This window comes from Sorangium sp. So ce448 (genome assembly GCF_051520915.1).
GTDB classification, from domain to species: Bacteria; Myxococcota_A; Polyangia; order Polyangiales; family Polyangiaceae; genus Sorangium; species Sorangium cellulosum_B.
Genome location: NZ_CP150343.1, coordinates 11,078,463 through 11,093,998, shown reverse-complemented (window position 1 = coordinate 11,093,998; position 15,536 = coordinate 11,078,463). Strand labels below are relative to the sequence as shown.

At 72.0% G+C, this 15,536-nt stretch carries 16 protein-coding genes; 8 read left to right on the top strand and 8 right to left on the bottom strand.

Annotated features, from left to right (window positions below):
* Positions 1–9 precede the first annotated feature (9 nt).
* From WMF45_RS41900 to WMF45_RS41890, 3 genes are all read left to right on the top strand, one after another.
* A complete protein-coding gene (locus WMF45_RS41900; protein WP_437711922.1) occupies positions 10–2,115 on the top strand; it encodes a hypothetical protein in 2,106 nt (701 codons plus the stop codon).
* A gap of 268 nt (positions 2,116–2,383) precedes the next feature.
* Positions 2,384–3,289 carry a hypothetical protein gene (locus tag WMF45_RS41895; RefSeq protein ID WP_437711920.1) on the top strand — a complete coding sequence of 302 codons (906 nt, stop codon included), beginning with the start codon at positions 2,384–2,386 and terminating at the stop codon, positions 3,287–3,289.
* A gap of 98 nt (positions 3,290–3,387) precedes the next feature.
* The gene (locus WMF45_RS41890) at positions 3,388–4,584 is read left to right on the top strand and encodes a metallophosphoesterase (protein ID WP_437711918.1); all 1,197 of its coding nucleotides are present in this window, start codon (positions 3,388–3,390) and stop codon (positions 4,582–4,584) included.
* 13 nt (positions 4,585–4,597) lie between these two features.
* Here the strand turns inward: WMF45_RS41890 and WMF45_RS41885 are convergent, their stop codons facing one another.
* Positions 4,598–5,284: a hypothetical protein gene (locus WMF45_RS41885; protein ID WP_437711916.1), complete on the bottom strand. Its 687-nt coding sequence runs from the start codon at positions 5,282–5,284 to the stop codon at positions 4,598–4,600.
* A 135-nt stretch (positions 5,285–5,419) separates the two neighbouring features.
* On the opposite strand from WMF45_RS41885, the gene WMF45_RS41880 reads away from it, so the two are divergent.
* On the top strand, positions 5,420–6,790 hold the full coding sequence (locus WMF45_RS41880) for an OmpP1/FadL family transporter (RefSeq protein WP_437711914.1): 1,371 nt from the start codon (positions 5,420–5,422) through the stop codon (positions 6,788–6,790).
* Positions 6,791–6,876: 86 nt separating this feature from the next.
* On the opposite strand, the gene WMF45_RS41875 is transcribed toward WMF45_RS41880, so the two are convergent.
* Positions 6,877–7,674, bottom strand: a complete 798-nt coding sequence (locus WMF45_RS41875) for a response regulator transcription factor (protein WP_437711912.1) — start codon at positions 7,672–7,674, stop codon at positions 6,877–6,879.
* Between the two features lie 59 nt (positions 7,675–7,733).
* On the opposite strand from WMF45_RS41875, the gene WMF45_RS41870 reads away from it, so the two are divergent.
* Genes WMF45_RS41870 through WMF45_RS41860 form a run of 3 tightly spaced genes read left to right on the top strand, consistent with a single transcriptional unit; the run spans position 7,734 to position 10,184 of the window.
* Positions 7,734–8,837, top strand: coding sequence for a DsbA family protein (locus tag WMF45_RS41870; protein ID WP_437711910.1), 1,104 nt, complete (start codon positions 7,734–7,736; stop codon positions 8,835–8,837).
* Positions 8,834–9,610 (top strand): 3'-5' exonuclease, encoded by a 777-nt coding sequence (locus tag WMF45_RS41865; protein WP_437711908.1) that lies wholly within the window; start codon positions 8,834–8,836, stop codon positions 9,608–9,610. Before WMF45_RS41870 ends, WMF45_RS41865 begins: the two co-directional genes overlap by 4 nt.
* A gap of 4 nt (positions 9,611–9,614) precedes the next feature.
* Complete coding sequence (locus tag WMF45_RS41860) at positions 9,615–10,184, top strand: hypothetical protein (RefSeq protein WP_437711906.1); 570 nt, start codon at positions 9,615–9,617, stop codon at positions 10,182–10,184.
* 29 nt (positions 10,185–10,213) lie between these two features.
* Here the strand turns inward: WMF45_RS41860 and folK are convergent, their stop codons facing one another.
* From folK to WMF45_RS41830, 6 genes are all read right to left on the bottom strand, one after another.
* Complete coding sequence (gene folK, locus WMF45_RS41855) at positions 10,214–10,711, bottom strand: 2-amino-4-hydroxy-6-hydroxymethyldihydropteridine diphosphokinase (RefSeq protein WP_437711904.1); 498 nt, start codon at positions 10,709–10,711, stop codon at positions 10,214–10,216.
* Positions 10,712–10,823: 112 nt separating this feature from the next.
* A complete protein-coding gene (locus WMF45_RS41850; RefSeq protein ID WP_437711902.1) occupies positions 10,824–11,189 on the bottom strand; it encodes a hypothetical protein in 366 nt (121 codons plus the stop codon).
* A gap of 55 nt (positions 11,190–11,244) precedes the next feature.
* Positions 11,245–12,201, bottom strand: coding sequence for a glutathione synthase (gene gshB / locus WMF45_RS41845; protein ID WP_437711900.1), 957 nt, complete (start codon positions 12,199–12,201; stop codon positions 11,245–11,247).
* 86 nt (positions 12,202–12,287) lie between these two features.
* Positions 12,288–13,151 (bottom strand): anti-sigma factor family protein, encoded by an 864-nt coding sequence (locus WMF45_RS41840; RefSeq protein WP_437711898.1) that lies wholly within the window; start codon positions 13,149–13,151, stop codon positions 12,288–12,290.
* Positions 13,148–13,834 (bottom strand): sigma-70 family RNA polymerase sigma factor, encoded by a 687-nt coding sequence (locus tag WMF45_RS41835; RefSeq protein ID WP_437711896.1) that lies wholly within the window; start codon positions 13,832–13,834, stop codon positions 13,148–13,150. Before WMF45_RS41835 ends, WMF45_RS41840 begins: the two co-directional genes overlap by 4 nt.
* Before the next feature lie 34 nt (positions 13,835–13,868).
* Complete coding sequence (locus tag WMF45_RS41830) at positions 13,869–14,621, bottom strand: polyhydroxyalkanoate synthesis regulator DNA-binding domain-containing protein (RefSeq protein ID WP_437711895.1); 753 nt, start codon at positions 14,619–14,621, stop codon at positions 13,869–13,871.
* 96 nt (positions 14,622–14,717) lie between these two features.
* On the opposite strand from WMF45_RS41830, the gene WMF45_RS41825 reads away from it, so the two are divergent.
* Positions 14,718–15,509 carry an ABC transporter ATP-binding protein gene (locus tag WMF45_RS41825; RefSeq protein WP_437711893.1) on the top strand — a complete coding sequence of 264 codons (792 nt, stop codon included), beginning with the start codon at positions 14,718–14,720 and terminating at the stop codon, positions 15,507–15,509.
* Positions 15,510–15,536 lie beyond the last annotated feature (27 nt).

The window sequence follows — 15,536 nt, the reverse complement described above, 5'->3', positions numbered from 1 at the left end:
TTGCGACCCATGAGCACAGAGCGCTCTCCTGCCCATTCCCGATCGTCTCACCTTCGCGCCTTCCCCTCTCCGCGGAGGCTCCTCGCCGCCGCCGTCGCCGCCGTGGGGCTCGTTGCGCTGCCGGCCCACGCGGTGGGCACGCGCAGCTTCGAGCTCCGATCGCTCGAGGACCTGAAGGGCGGGGATCTCACCGGCGTCAGCGTGGACTCGAACGGCGCCGTGCGCGCCGGGCTGACGCTCGGCGCGACGCCGCTGCCGGACGCGACGTCCATCTGGAGCTCCGTGGTGCTGCCGGACGGGACGGTGCTGCTCGGCACCGGCAACGAGGGGAAGATCTACAGCGTCTCGGGCGGGCGGGTCGCGCTCGTGGCCACGACCGGGCAGATGGCGGTCAGCGCGCTCGCGCTCGCGGAAGGTGGCGACGTCATCGCGGGGACCTTCCCCGAGGGCAAGCTCTTCCGCCTTCCGCGCGGCGCGGGCAACGGCGGTCCGGCGAAGGTCTTCGCCGAGCTCCCCGACACCGAGGACGTGTGGGGCCTCGCGTACGATCCCAGGGCGAAGGCGCTCTACGCGGCGACCGGCTCGGGGGGGAAGCTGTTCCGCGTCGACGCCGCGGGCAAGGCCCAGGTGTACTTCGACAGCGACGAGCCGCACCTCATGAGCGTCGCCGTCGGGGACGACGGCGCCGTCTACGCCGGCTCGAACGGCAAGGCGCTCCTCTACAAGCTCACGGCGCCCGGGCGCGCGACCGTGCTCTACGACTTCGACGCCGACGACGTGAAGGCCATCGCCATCGCGCCGGGCGCGAAGGGCGGCGCGATCTACGCGATCGCCAACAAGTACGCCGAGGCGTTCGCCCCCCCGAAGCGCAACCGGAGCGGGCCGCCGTCGCCGCAGCCGGCGCGCGCGCCGAAGCCCGGCAAGGGCGTGCTCATGCGCTTCGATCGGAGCGGCGTCGCCGAGAAGATGATGAGCGACGACGACACCCACTACGTCTCGCTCGGCCTCGGCGACGACCTCTCGCCGTACGTCGGGACCGGCGCGGAAGGCCAGCTCTACACCGTGAGCGACAACCACGTCGCGCGGCTCGTCGCCGACACCGACGAGCGCCAGGTCGGCGCGTTCATGATGGCCGGGCGGCGCAGGTTCGTCGCGACCACCGACCCCGCGGTCTTCCACGAGGTGAAGGGCGTCGGCGGGGCCGACGCGGTGTGGACGAGCAAGGTGCTCGACGCCGGGCTGCGGGCCACCTTCGGGCGCCTTTCGTGGCGCTCCGACGGCGCGCTGGAGCTCGAGACCCGGAGCGGAAACACCGACGCGCCGGACGGCACCTGGAGCCCGTGGTCCACAGCGCTCGCCGCGCCGGGCGACGTGAAGAGCCCGCCGGCGCGCTTCGCGCAGATCCGCGCGCGCTGGCGCCGCGATCCGGGCGCGGTGCTCCGCGAGGTGAAGCTCTCGTTCGTCACCGACAACGCGCGCGCCGTGGTCACGTCGATCGAGGCCGCGCCGAAGGGGCAGACGAAGCCCTCCCGCTCGAACCTCCCGCCGTCGGGCGGGGAGGCGCCGAAGCCCGTGAGCGCGCTCCAGCTGACATGGAAGGTCGACAATCCAGACCAGGACGACCTCCGCTACCGCCTCTCCTACCGGATGGAGGGGCAGTCGACCTGGCGCAGCCTGCTGAAGCCGGGCGAGAAGGTGACGCGCGCCGAGCACGTATGGGACACGACCGCGCTTCCGGAAGGCGAGTACCGCATCCTCGTCGAGGCGAGCGACGAGCTGGCGAACCCGCCCGAGCGCACGCTGCGCCACAGCCTCGAGTCGGGCACCGTCCTTGTCGACAACACGCCGCCGGTGTTCCGGGCGCTCGCGCTGCAGGGGCGCCGGCTCACGGGCGAGGTCGCGGACGGCCTCGGTCCGGTCGCGCGCGTCGAGGTCTCGATCGCGGGCCTGGAGGAGTGGCGGCCCATCTTCCCGAGCGACGGCGTCTTCGACGAGGCCGTCGAGCCGTTTGAGGCGGATCTCGGCGCGATCGTGCCGCCGGGAGCGCACCTGCTCGCGGTGCGCGCCTATGACAGCGCGGGCAACGTGGTCACCCGCGATATCGAGGCGCGGTAGGCGCCATCACACACCATCGCGCGAGGCCCGGCGCTCGGTGCGACACGGGCGTCATGCTTGCGCCAGGGGTGCCCGCAGGCGAGGTGCACCCGTGTTCGCGGCGCGCAGGACGGCGTCCTCACCCAGGTTGCGCTCGGCGCATTGGCGACGACACACAGAATCGGCACATTCTGTGAATGCAGGAGGCGACATGATACGCTCATTCCGCTTGTGTTTTTCTGATAGTCCTGGAATGAGCTCACACCACGCCCGTCTGCTTTCTGGCCTCGTGGCGGCCTGGGTTTTCGCGCTCTCCGCGTGCTCGATGGACGGCGCCTCGGCGGGTCGGTACGAAGACGAAGACGGCGGGGCGGCGTTCGGGAGTGGGGGAGGCGAGAGCGCGTCGACCCAATCGGGCGGCAGCCCACCGCCCGCGAGCGGCAGCGCCAGCGGCAACGGTGGTGCCGGCGGCGTCGTGAGCGAGGACGTCAACATCCCGGCCGCTCCGGAGGCGCAGGATCCCTATACCCGCTTCGCTTACCTGTGCGGCGATGGCTGCACGCCGGGCGGGGAGCCGACCGAGTGCTCGTCGGACGGCGGCGCGGGCACAGGGACGGGGCTCCCTGCCGCGCAGACGCTGCACTGCCAGCTCGTGCTCGACGACGGCGATGCGATCCCCAGCTGCCAGCCGGCGGGCCGCTTCGAGGCAGGCGGCCCTTGTCACAGCGCCGCCGATTGCGCGGCTGGCCTGGGGTGCGTGGCAGCCGACGGGGAGGGCGGCGTGTGCCGGCAGTACTGCTGTGGTCACGTCGAGAGCTGCGCGGCGGGGACGTACTGCGACGAGCGGCCGATGGCCGAGTCGATCGCCGAGGCGAGCGCGAGGGCTCCGGTCCCGATACCCGTCTGTGTTCCCGCGATGAACTGCGAGCTCTTGAACGACAGCGTGTGCCCGACGGGCCTCACCTGCACGATCGTCCGCGAGGATGGGACGACGAGCTGCGTGGTGCCCGGCGAGGGGCGGGCCGACGAGCGGTGCCCGTGCGCGCCCGGCTTCGTGTGCTCGATGCTGACGAACCAGTGCAAGCAGCTCTGCCGGATCGACAGCAGGGCGCCGGAATGCGGCGCAGGCGCCAAGTGCCAGGGCGGCAGCGCGATCTACCCCGCCGGCTTCGGCGTGTGCGTGAGCACGTCGTAGCCGCTGTCCGCCGCGTCGATCCATTAAGAAATGTTGTCGACCTGGCTCCGGCGCGGATCGGAGCGGCGGGCGCGCGCCGCCGTGGTCATGCTGGACGCGTGCAGCGGCCTCTCCTCTCCTTCGTCGTCTTCATCGCTGTCTTCAGCGCCATCGTGGCAGGCGTCCACTACTACCTCTGGCAGCGCCTGATCCGCGCACCCGAGCTCGGCCCGCTCTGGCACCGCGTCGGCAGCGTGGCCCTGGTGGTGCTCGCGTCGCTGGTGCCCCTCGGCCTCTTGCTCACCCGCGCGCTGCCCCGGCACATCGCAGGGGTCGTCGCCGGCGTCGTCTACACGTGGGTCGGGCTCGCCGTCCTGCTCTTCTTCCTCCTGCTCACCTCCGAGTTCGTCCGCCTCGGCGCCCACGGCGTCACCGCGCTGCTGAGCCAGCCGCTCGACGGCGAGCGCCGCACCTTCCTCTCGCGCGCCCTCGCGGGCGCGGCCGGAGCGCTCGCCATGGGCTTCGGCGTCGCCGGCGCCGCGAGCGCCCTCGGCGAGGTCGCCGTCCGCCCGGTGCGCGTCCGCCTCCGCCGCCTCCCCGCGGCCATGTCGGGCTTTCGCGTGGTTCAGCTGACCGACCTCCACATCGGCCCGACGATCGGCCGGGCCTGGCTAGAGCGCGTCGTCGCGCGCGTGAACGCGCTCGAGCCGGATCTCATCGCGATCACGGGCGATCTGGTCGACGGCTCCGTGGAAGAGCTCCGCGAGCACACCGCGCCGCTCGCCGATCTGCGCGCCAAGCACGGGGTCTTCTTCGTGACGGGCAACCATGAGTACTACTCCGGCGCGGAGGCGTGGATCGCGGAGCTCCGCCGGCTCGGGGTGACGGTGCTGCGCAACGAGCGTGTCTCGATCGGCGACGGCGAGCACGGCTTCGACCTCGCCGGCGTGGACGACTGGAGCTCCCGCGGCATGGGCCGCGGCCATGGCCCCGACCTCGCGCGCGCGCTCGCGGGGCGGGACCCTTCTCGCGAGCTCGTGCTGCTCGCGCACCAGCCCAAGCAGATCCTGGAGGCCGCGGAGCGGGGCGTGGGCCTGCAGCTCAGCGGCCACACCCACGGTGGTCAGATCTTCCCGTGGAACTTCTTCGTGCGGCTCGACCAGCCCTACGTGGCCGGGCTGTCCTCGCACGGCGACAGCCAGATCTACGTGAGCCGCGGCACGGGCTACTGGGGGCCGCCGATGCGCGTCGGCGCGCCGTCCGAGATCTCGCTGATCGAGCTCGAAGGCGCCGCCGCGGCGGAGGCCGCGGCGTGACCCGACCGGGCGCTCACGGAAGCGGGTTCGCCGGGTCCCTCTTGCAGTTGATGACCGGCGCCGGGTAGCTGCTCGGATCGGCGATTCGCTCCATGGCGAAGGTGGAGCCCTTGAGGTTCAGGGGGATCGGCCTCGCCGCGCTGCCGGTGACAACGCCGCAGATGAAGTCGGCGGGCGCGCAGAGGGAGCCGGTGAGCGTGATGGTGGCCTCGAGCTCGCTACCGGAGATGGGGTTGGCGTCGCCCGGCACGACGAGCGTGGGCAGCTGCGCGGTGAACGTCCCATCGGCGGACAGCTCGAAGGGACCCACATCGAACGGCTCGCCCGTGGGCGTCCTGCGATCGGCGGCCACGAGCGGCTGGAAGGTCAGCGAGAAGCTCAGGCCGCCGTCGCTGGCCTCGGTGGTCAGGCTGGCCACGAAGAGGAAAGGGGCCCGCGGGTTGAGATAAGCCGAGAGGCTGAAGAGGAAATCGCCGTCGACGGCGCCCGCTTCCGGCAGGCAGTTGTCCCCGCCGCCTCCAGCGCCGCCATTTCCGTCGCTGCCACCACCACCGCCGCTGCTCTGGTCTTCGCGGATCGTGGTATCGCGAGCTTCGAAGTCATCGTATCTGCCTGCCGGGTCGGCGCAGCCGATGAGGAGCGCCGTGGTGGTGAGGGCAGCTGAGGCGAGCGTTGTCAGGATGGTGCGGGAGAAAAGCATTTGACACCGTGCGAAAGGTGACATTTGACTTGATCGGGTAGAACCTTCCCCGACGTGGCAGGTGTTGCAACCCTACCATGCAGGGTCCGCCGCAGGCGCCGCATTCCTCCGCCTTCAGAATCGAGAACACCGGATATGTTCATCAACCGCCCCTGTTTCGCGATCTCCGTCGGCCTCCTCGGCGGTCTCGCCTGGACCGGATCCGCGCTCGCCGGTGGGTTCGCGACCGCGCGGTTTGGCGGCGAGCATGGCAACCCGATCACGAGCAATCCGACCGCGGTCTACTACAACCCCGCAGGCCTCGCCGAGAGCGAGGGGATTCATCTGTTCCTGGACGGAAATATCGCGCTGCGCGCCGCGTCCTACACGCACTCGGCGGCGGCGACCGATGACGTGACGGTGCCGCGGGCGAACACGGGGGAGGCGAGCCTGTTCAACGTCGCTGCCGCGCCCATGCTCGGCGCGTCGGCCAGGCTCGGTGATCTGGCGCTGGGCGCCGGCGTCTATGTGCCCTTCGGCGGCGCCGCGTCCTGGGACACGAACGCGGCGTTCGAGGGCAATCGCGAGCTCGCCGGGCCGGTGGACGGCGTGCAGCGCTGGCACTCCATCGAGTCTTCGCTCCAGGCGATGTTCTTCACCCTCGCCGCCGCCTACAAGATCCCGGCGCTCCGGCTCAGCCTCGGCCTCTCCGGCAACCTGATTCGGACCCAGGTGAACACCGTGCGTGCCCGCAACGCCTCCGGCGACAACCTCCTTGCGACCGAGGGGCGCTCGCTGCTCGAGGTGAGCGGCTTCCACGCGAGCTTCGGCGTCGGCGCGCTGATCGAGGCGGCGCCGAAGCAGCTCTGGATCGGCGCCTCGTACCAGTCGCGGCCGAACGTCACGGGAGGAGAGTCGCTCGAGGGCACGCTCACCAACCGCTTCAGCGGCGTGTCGGGCTCCCCGAACGACGTGGAGCTGCACCAGGGCCTGCCGGATATCGTGCGGCTCGGCGCCCGCTTCGTCCCGGCGGAGCGCTTCGAGGTCCGGCTCTTCGGCGACTGGACGCGGTGGAGCTCGATGGAAAACCAGTGCCTCACCCAGGTCGGCGCGGCGTGCGAGATCGACCGCGACGGCTTCGCCGGAGAGGGCGCCCGCGTGGTGCAGAACATCCCCCGCCGCTGGAACGACACGTTCGGCGTGCGCGCGGGCTGGAGCCACTGGCCGCGGCCTGCGATCGAGGTCTTCGGCGGCGTCGGGTACGACTCCAACGCAGTTCCGGACGAGACCCTGGATCCATCGGGCGTCGATTTCCACGATGTCTCGTTCGCCCTCGGCGGGCGCTTCCATGTCGCGAAGCAGCTGCACCTCGCCGCGTCGTATACCCACCTGTTCTACGTCAGCCGCGACACCACGGGGGACAGCATCACCGCGGGCCTGCACCCCAACTCGAGGGCTCCCGACTCCGGCGGGCACTACGCGCAGAGCATCGGCGTGATCAACGTCAACGTCGATGTCGCCTTCTGAGCGCGGAATCTGAGCGCGGAATCCGAGCGCGGCGCCCGAGCGCGAACTCGCGTCGCGGCGGAGCCGCTGCGCCGCGGGGACGCTCCTCAGGAGGTCGAGCGCCGCGTCCGGCGGAGCAGGCTGAAGATGCGAGCCCCCAGCTCGGGGGCGCGGAAGGGCTTCACCATGTAGTCGTCGGCGCCGCTGGCGAAGGCCTCGACCATGTCCTGCGAGGAGGCGTGCGCCGTCAGGAAGAGGACCGGGAGATCGCGGAGCCCGGGCTCCTGCCGCAGCGTCCGGCACAGGTCGATGCCGGTCATCTTCGGGAGGTTCCAGTCGAGGACCACGAGGTGAAACGGTGAGCCGCGGACCCGCGCCAGCGCCTCTTCCGCGCTGGCGACGGCGACGACGGCGAGCTCGACCGCCTCGAGCATCGCCGACAGGAGCTCGCGGATGTGGGGGTCGTCGTCGACAACGAGGACCCGCGAGCCTTTGCCCTTCAGCCGAGGCGGCGCAGGGGGCGGCGGCGCCCGGCCCGCCGGGCCGGCGCCCTGGACGCCGGATGACGCGGCGGGCCCGGCCCCGTCCGCGGCGCGGAGGAGCGCCGCGGCGTCGGTGTCGGGCACGGATCCGGGGCGGGGCGCCTCCGTCCGCGCGAAGTGGGCGAGGCGATGCCAGTCGCGCGGCTCGAACGTGAGCCTCGCCCCCTCCGGTGAGACCGACGCGCACGCCGCGGCCGACGTCGCGCGGCGGTTTTCGCCCAGCTCGAAGATGGCGAGCACCCACTCGCCATCGGCCACGACCTCCCCCGCGGGCAGTCCGAGCTCGAGGTCACGCTCCTCCGGATCGCACACGATTTGCTCGAACTGCTGCAGATCCGGGAAGCGGTAGAGGACGCTCCGCACCTCTTGACGCTACACCCGCGCTAGCATCTCGCAAGGGGTCCGACTAAGCTCGCGCCGCGATGTCATTCCTGCGCTGGATGCCGCCGCTCCTCGCGTTGCCGTTGCTCGCGATCGGCGCCACGGGCTGTCCTGGGAACCCGAGCTCGAACGAGCCCAAACCGGCCGCGAGCCCGGAGGTGTCGGTCTCGCTGCCGGGCGTGGACACCTCCTCGCTGACTCCCCGCGAGCGCCGGGAGTGGGGGGCACAGGTCTCCGAGCTCCTCTCCCCTTGCACGGACACGCCTGTGAGCATCGCGCAGTGCGTGAAGGAGCAGCGCCCGTGCAAGGCGTGCCTCCCCGCCGCGCAGCTCCTGCTCGATCTGGTCAAGGACGGCCGGTCGAAGAAGGAGCGCGACGACGCGTTCCACATGCGCTTCGACGCGAACAAGGTGAAGACGCTCGCCACGGACGGCTCGCCGGAGATGGGGCCGCCCGACGCGCCGATCACGATCGTCGAGTGGGCCGACTTCGAGTGCCCGTTCTGCAGGCTGATGGCGCCGCTGCTCGAGGGGCTCGTGAAGCGCTTCGACGGGCAGGTGCGCCTCGTCTTCAAGTTCTACCCGCTCTCGGCGCACGTCCACGGCGAGCCCGCCGCGCGCGCGGCGACCGCCGCGCTCAACCAGGGCAAGTTCTGGGAGATGCACCACCTCCTCTTCGAGAACCAGGACAAGCTGGAGCAGGCCGACCTCGAGCGTTACGCGCAGCGGCTCAAGCTCGATATGGTGAAGTTCCGCGCCGATCTCGTCTCGACCGACACGAAGGCGCGCATCGACAAGGACAAGCTGCAGGCCGACGGGGTCGGGCTCGAGGGGACGCCCCTCGTCTTCATCAACGGCCGCGAGGTCAACCTCCAGCTCCTCTCGAACCCGGGCGAGGATCTCGAGGCGTGGGTCAAGCTCGATCTGGAGCTCCTCGGCAAGACGCCGCGGCCTGCACCCCCGAAGCCAGGCGACGCGTCGCCCTCCGGCAGCGCGATCGCCGCGGCCAGCGCGACCCCAGCAGCCAGCGCCACCCCCGCGGTCAGCGCCACCCCCGCCGCCGGGACCAGCGCGCCGGCGGGCGGCGCGGCGCGCCCCGCGACCTCGCCTGCACCCGCCCAGCCCGCCAAGCCGAGGACGCCGTGAAGGTCGCCGACCCGTGCGGCTGCTTCCCGACGGGCCGGCACTACCCTGGGATCGCGCACCTCCTCAAGGTGCGCGCCGTCGGCGTCGCATCGGAGATCGACGCGGGCAGCGCCTGGATCGACCAGCCCATCGCCTTCGTCGACGTCGAGACCACGGGGCGCGATCCGGCGGGCGATCGGATCATCGAGCTCGGCATCGTCATCGGCCGCTCCGGGGAGATCCTGACGCGCTACAACTGGCTCATCCACCCGGGGCGGCCCATCCCCGCGGAGAGCACCGCCATCCACGGGATCAAGGACGCGGACGTCGAGGGCAAGCCGTCGTTCGCCGAGGTGGCGGAGGAGATCCTCGCCTGCTTCAAGGGGGCGATCCCCGCGGCGTACAACGCCACCTTCGACCGCTCGTTCCTGCTCGCCGAGCTCGAGCGCGTGGGCATGCGCCCGAACGAGCCGCCGCCCGCCATGCGGCGCGAGGTCGACTGGGTCGATCCGCTCACGTTCGCCCGCGAGCTCTACAAGAACGAGGAGAGCCGCGCCCTCGGCGACATGGCCGCTCGGCTCGGGATCTCGCTCGAGAAGGCGCACCGCGCGACGGACGACGCCGAGGCGGCGCTCCAGGTCCTGTACGCGCTCGCGAAGGATCCGCGTGTGCCTCGCGCCTACGGCGGCCTGATCCAGGAGCAGCGGCGGCTGGTCCGCCAGCAGGACGAAGCGCGGAAGTTCTGGCGGAAGGCTCCTGCCGCCGCGCCGCCCCCGACCTCGAAGCCCAGCTGACGCCATGGGGGACGCGCCGAAGCGACGCCTCCCGGTCGTCGGCAGCGGCGCGGCAGGCGCTGCGCCTCCTCGGGGCGGCGCGGCATCGCCGGAGAAGCGCAAGCTCCCCGTGCTGCAGAGCAGCGGCGACGACGAGGGCGAGGACCGGCCGCCGTGGCACTGGATCGCGCTCGGCACGGTGGCGATCTTCATCGCGTGGCTGCCGCTCGCGGGCCTCGTCAACACGCTGCTGCGCCGGATGATCGAGCGGGCGGGGGACGCCGGGGCACAGGGCTCGGTGCGGCTCGCGATGGTGGGGCTCAACGTGATCGCGTTCGCGCTCGCCGGGGTCGCCGGCGGCTACCTCGTGGGGCGCTTCGGCGGGCGGGCCGGGCGGCGCGAGGCCGCCGCGAGCGGCGCCGTCGTCGCGGCGCTCGCCTGGGCGCTCGCCTTCGCCGAGGGCGCGCCGGCGGGCGCGCTGGGGTGGGCGCTGCTGCTGGTCGTGGTCGTCACGATCGGCAGCGCGGCGTCGTACGCCGGCGGCAGCGCCGGCCTCCGATCCCGCGCCGCTCCCGGCCCCCCGCGCTCGCGCTGAGCGCCGCGCGCGCGCCGCTGCGGCGCCGATCAGATCGGATCGAGCTTGCGAATGGGCGCGCTCGCCTCGGGGAGCGCGGCGTACGCGACGGTCGTGCGAGGGTCGCGCGCGTCGGGGGCGACGTCGAGCAGCGGCCTGAGCGCGAACACACGGCCGCAGAGCCGCGGGTGAGGCACCTCGAGATCCGGCTCCGCGACGACCTCGCCCTCGATCCAGAGCAGGTCCAGATCGATCGTGCGCGGCCCCCATCGCACAGGATCGGGGCGCGTCCGCCCGAGCGAGCGCTCCACGGCGAGGGTGCGATCGAGGATCTGGCGCGCGGGCAGCGACGTGGCGACGAGCACCGCTGCGTTCACGTAATCGCCTTGCGGCGGGCCGCCTGCGGGCGGCGACTCGTAGCGCGACGACTCGCGGAGGACGTCGAGATCGGGATCAGCGCCGAGCGCCGCGATGGCGGCGCGGAGGGTCGCCAGGCGATCACCCAGGCTCGACCCGAGCCCGATGACGACGCGCCGGCGGGATCTCATGGCGAGAACCTACCACGCGTCGCGCGCATCCGGCGGCCTCCGGCGCTCCGCGCGGAGAGCGGGCGCCGCTCCGGAGATCGGCGCGAGGAGGGCGCCGGCGCGATGGTCGCGATCACTCCCCCGGATCGCTGGCGCGGCGTCCTGCACCGATCCGCCGGCCCTCCGGCCGCGGGGGGAAGACGCGCCGATCTTCGGGGCTGCGGCGCGCGATGGGGGAGCGGCGCTCGATGGACGGATCGCGCTGCGCCGGCTGCGCGCTGCGCTGGAGCCCCACGAACAGCGCGCGCATCTCCTCGAACGTCTCCGGCATGGCGGCAGCCACGGTCGCCGCGTGCGTCCGGCACAGGCTCAGCGAGCGCCCCTGGATGACCACGCGCGCCATCCGCGTCCTCGCGCGAGGATCCCCGGGCGCACCGCCGTCCCGATCACCCTGCTCGCCGTCGCTGCACACGGCACACCGCTCGAATGACTCGCCCATGGGGGAGCCTTCGCAGAGGCGGGCGCTCCGGGCCAACTTTCCGGAGCGAGGCGGCTCACGCGCGCGCGGCCTGGCCGCGCGCCCGCTCCTCGGCCCAGGCGATCACCCTCGCCGCCGGATCCGCGCCGGTGAAGCGCCCGAGCTCCTGGATGCCGGTCGGGCTCGTGACGTTCACCTCGGTCAGGCGCTCGCCGATGACGTCGAGGCCCACGAAGAAGAGGCCGTCGGCGCGGAGGCGAGGCGCGACCGCGCGGACGAGATCGAGCTCGCGCGGCGAGAGCTCCGTCGAGACCACGCGCCCGCCGACGTGGATGTTCGAGCGGTGGTCGTCGTCGCGGGGCACCCGGAGGATGGCGCCGAGCAGCTCGCCGTCGAGCAAGAGGACGCGCTTGTCGCCGTGGACGACGGCGGGCAGGTACTCCTGGACCATGGCGAGGCGGTGCCCCTCGTTCGTCATCATGTCCGCGATGGCGCGCGCGTTCTTGTCGCGCTCGTTGATCTGCAGCACGCCGAGGCCGCCCGCGCCGTCGAGCGGCTTGATCACCGCCGTGCCGCCGAGGGCGCGCACGAACGCGTGGATCTGCTCGCGGTCCGCGGTGACCAGCGTCCTCGGCGTCCACTCGGGGAAGTTCAGCGCGTAGAGCTTCTCGTTGGCGTCGCGCAGCCCGCGGGGGTCGTTCACGATGAGCGGGCAGCGCCGCGCGCGCTCCAGGATCAGCGTCGCGTACAGGTAGCTGCGATCGAACGGCGGGTCCTTGCGGATGAAGATGGCGTCCACGTCCGCGAGCCGGATCCGCTCGGGGCCTCCCGCGAACGAGATGAACGGGGGCGCGTCGCCGATGCGCAGCGGCGAGGCCGAGGCGTGCGCCTCGCCGCCCTCGATCGAGAGGTCGCGCGGCAAGCAGTGGTAGCTCTCGTGGCCGCGCGCCTGCGCCGCTCGGATGAAGGCGAACGACGTGTCCTTGTCGTGCGTCACGCGGCTCAGCGGATCCATGACGAAGACGAAGCGCATGCGGTCTCTCGCGGTAGGGGGTGGTCGGGGTTATCGAGGGAGGGAGGGAGAGGACGGCGCTCGCCATGGGGCGAGCGCCGGCGCGCTCACTGCATCGCAGCGAGGACGAGCTGCGTGCTGACGTCGTCGCCGAGATCCGAGGCGAGCGCGTAGCCGACGCCGCTGCGCTCGGCGGCGGCGACCGAGTAGCCGTTGATGTTGCCCACGTAGACGGGGCGCTCGCGCACGACGCGCGGCTGCAGGATCGGCTGCGCCTTCTGCACCGGGACCGTGCGCGAGTTGAACATGTAGACCGTCACGCGGTGGTTGCCCCGCACCACGAACTGGAGCAGCGCGGCGCGCCGATCGCGCATCGTGTGCACGCGGGCGCCCATGAAGTTCGCCGGTATCGACTGGAACTGCGGCCTGCGGACCGGGACGCCGACGAACGGATCGAAGCGCGGGAGGTCCTCCGGGTTGGTCGTCTCCGGCGGCAGCGGCTGCGCGTGCTGGGTGACGAGATCGTCGAGAAGGACCTCGACGCTCTCGGCGCGGGTGAGATCGGCCGCCGCCCTCGCGGCGTCCACCTTCGCGGCCTCCGCCGTCGCGTCCGGCCGCCGCGCCACGCCCACGACGAAGACGACGCCCGCCGCCGCGGCGAGCGCGAACGCGTACCCCCTGTGCACGAGGCGGGGCCTCGCCTCGGCCGACTGCGCCGCGTCGCGCGCCTGCTCGTGCGCCACCGCCGCGGCGACGCGCGCCCGCAGCGCGTCCGGGCACCCCGACGGCCGCGCCCGCTTCAGGCTCGCCCGCAGCGAGCGCAAGAGCCTCACCTGCTCGAAGCACGGAGGGCACTGGACGAGGTGGGACTCCAGATCGACGGCGTGGTCCGGATCCAGCTCGCAGTCGACGTAGGCGGACAGCGCGTGGTCGAACCGCGAACAGCTCTCGATCGATTTCGCAGCGCTCATGCGGCACCCCGCTTCCGCTTGCGGTACGCGTCCAGGTCGGCGGGCGCGTCCTTCGCCGCGTCTTCGCTGACGATGCCCATCAGGACCGCGTGCTCGCGCAGCGTCTTCTGGAGGAGCTTGCGGCCCCTGTGCAGGCGCGACATCACCGTGCCGATGGGGCAGCCCATCGCCTCGGCGATCTCCTTGTAGGACAGCTCCTCGATGTCCGACAGCACCACGGCCAGCCGGAACTCCTCCGGCAGCGCGTCGAGGGCGCGCTGCACCTCCGCCTCCACGAGCGGCGTGAGCGCCTGGGTCTCCGGATCGCGCATCGCGCGCATCGTCGTCGCGCCGACCCACGCATCGGTGAGCGGCTCGGCGTCGGGGCCGTCGAAGATGCCTCGCTCGAGGCCCCCGCGACGGTACCGGTTGATGAACGTGTTCGTCAGGATCCGAAGCAGCCAGGCCTTGAGGTTGGTGCCCGGCTCGAACTGATCCCGGGCGCGCATCGCCTTGACGATGGTGTCCTGGACCAGATCCTCCGCCTCCGTCGAGCTCTTCGTCATCCGGCAGCTCACGCCGTAAAGCGTGTCCAGATGACCCAGCAGCTCGATCTCGAAGGCGTCGGCTCGGCCACCATCGGTGCTGGCCAACGACAGGTCCTGCGCTACGGACGCAGGTTTCTTGCTGAAGAAGAACGGCATGGGCTCATCCGGGGGAACAGAGGAGCGCCCAGGGCTATTCCAGCCTGCTCTCGCTCCCTTGACCCTCGCGACCCTCGGCCGCGGGTTCGTCCGCGCCGGAGCCCGCCTGGTGCGGAGCCGCGCCCTCGATGGGTTCACCCGCGCGTCCCTGGAGCTTCGCCTCCAGCTCGTCAATGCGCTGCGACAGCCGCTTGACATCGGACTGGAGATCGCGGACCAGCCCGAGGCCCGGGAGGATGGCGCGGATGCGCTCGTCGACGGCCTGCTGCCACTGATCGAGCGTCTGCTTCGAGCTCTCGACGATCCCGCTCAGGCGCCCCTTCGCGTGGCTCGACCTGTCCGTGTCGAGCGGCGGGGGCGGATGGGACGAGGGCGACGCGGGCGTCGCCTGCTCCGTCCCCGGGGCGGGCGCCGTTCCTGGCGCCACCACGCCGCCCTCGCCAGGGACCGCGCCGGGGATGAGCCGGCCGATCGGGCCCTCGCGCAGCTGCGAGAGCAGCCGCTCGCCGCGCTCCTGGATCAGATCTCTCAGCGTGCCGAGCGGGACCGAGCGCGGCTGCGATTTGAGATCTTCCGAGATGATCAGCGCCAGCGTGACCTCGGTCTTGTCCTCCTTGGTCGCGTTGTCGATGATCTGGACCTCTTCGCCAGCCCGGACCATCTCCCCTATCTGCTGCAGGGTGACGTAACGACTGTCCTTCGTGTCGTAGAGCTTCCGATTGGAGTAGCGCTTAATAACGCGACGCGGTACCTCGCCGCCTCCCAGAGTCTCCTTCGCCGTTTCCATCTCCTCTACGCCTCGAGTCGATTGGACCACCGCAAGAAACCTCGCGCAAGGGAAGATCACTCGATATCACTCGAATCATTCGACAAAAGAGACCGCGTGCAGGGGCCGGCGATCGATCTGCGTGACGTGGCCGCGAGCTATCCCACCGGGAGGCTGGCGCTGGAGGGGATCAGCCTGGATGTGCGCGCGGGCGAGCTCTGCGCTGTCCTGGGGCCGAACGGCGCGGGAAAATCGACGCTGGTCCGGGTCCTCTCGGGGGCCCTGCGGCCGGCGCGGGGCGAGGCGACCCTGCTGGGGAGGCCGCTCGCCGGCATGGACCGGCGGGCGATCGCGCGGTGCGTGGCGGTCGTGCCGCAGGGGATCACCTCGGCGCCCGGCTTCACGGTGCGCGAGGTCGTCATGATGGGCCGCGCGCCCCACCAGGGCGCGTGGATGCTCGCCGCCGGCCGGGACGAGGAGGCGGTCGCCCGCGCCCTCGACGCCTGCGATCTCGTGGGGCTCGCGGGGAGGCCGGTGGCCGAGCTCTCCGGCGGCGAGCAGAAGCGGGTGGCCATCGCCCGCGCGCTCGCGCAGGAGGCGCAGGTGCTGATCCTCGACGAGCCCGGGGCGCACCTGGACATCCGCCACTCGATCGAGGTCCACGAGGTCGTGCGCAGGGAGGTGGCCGAGCGGCGTCTCGCCTGCGTCGCGGTGCTGCACGACCTCAATGCGGCCGCCCAGTACGCCGACCGCGTGGCGCTCCTCAAGGCCGGGCGGCTGGTCGCCCACGGCACCGTCGAGGAGGTGATGACCTACCGCCGGCTCAAGGACGTGTTCGAGGCAGAGCTCTACGTGGGCGTGAACGAGCTCGACGGCAGCCGTTACTTCCTCCCCGTCCGGCGCCGGTAGGTAGACCACGCGAGCGCTTTTCTCCGC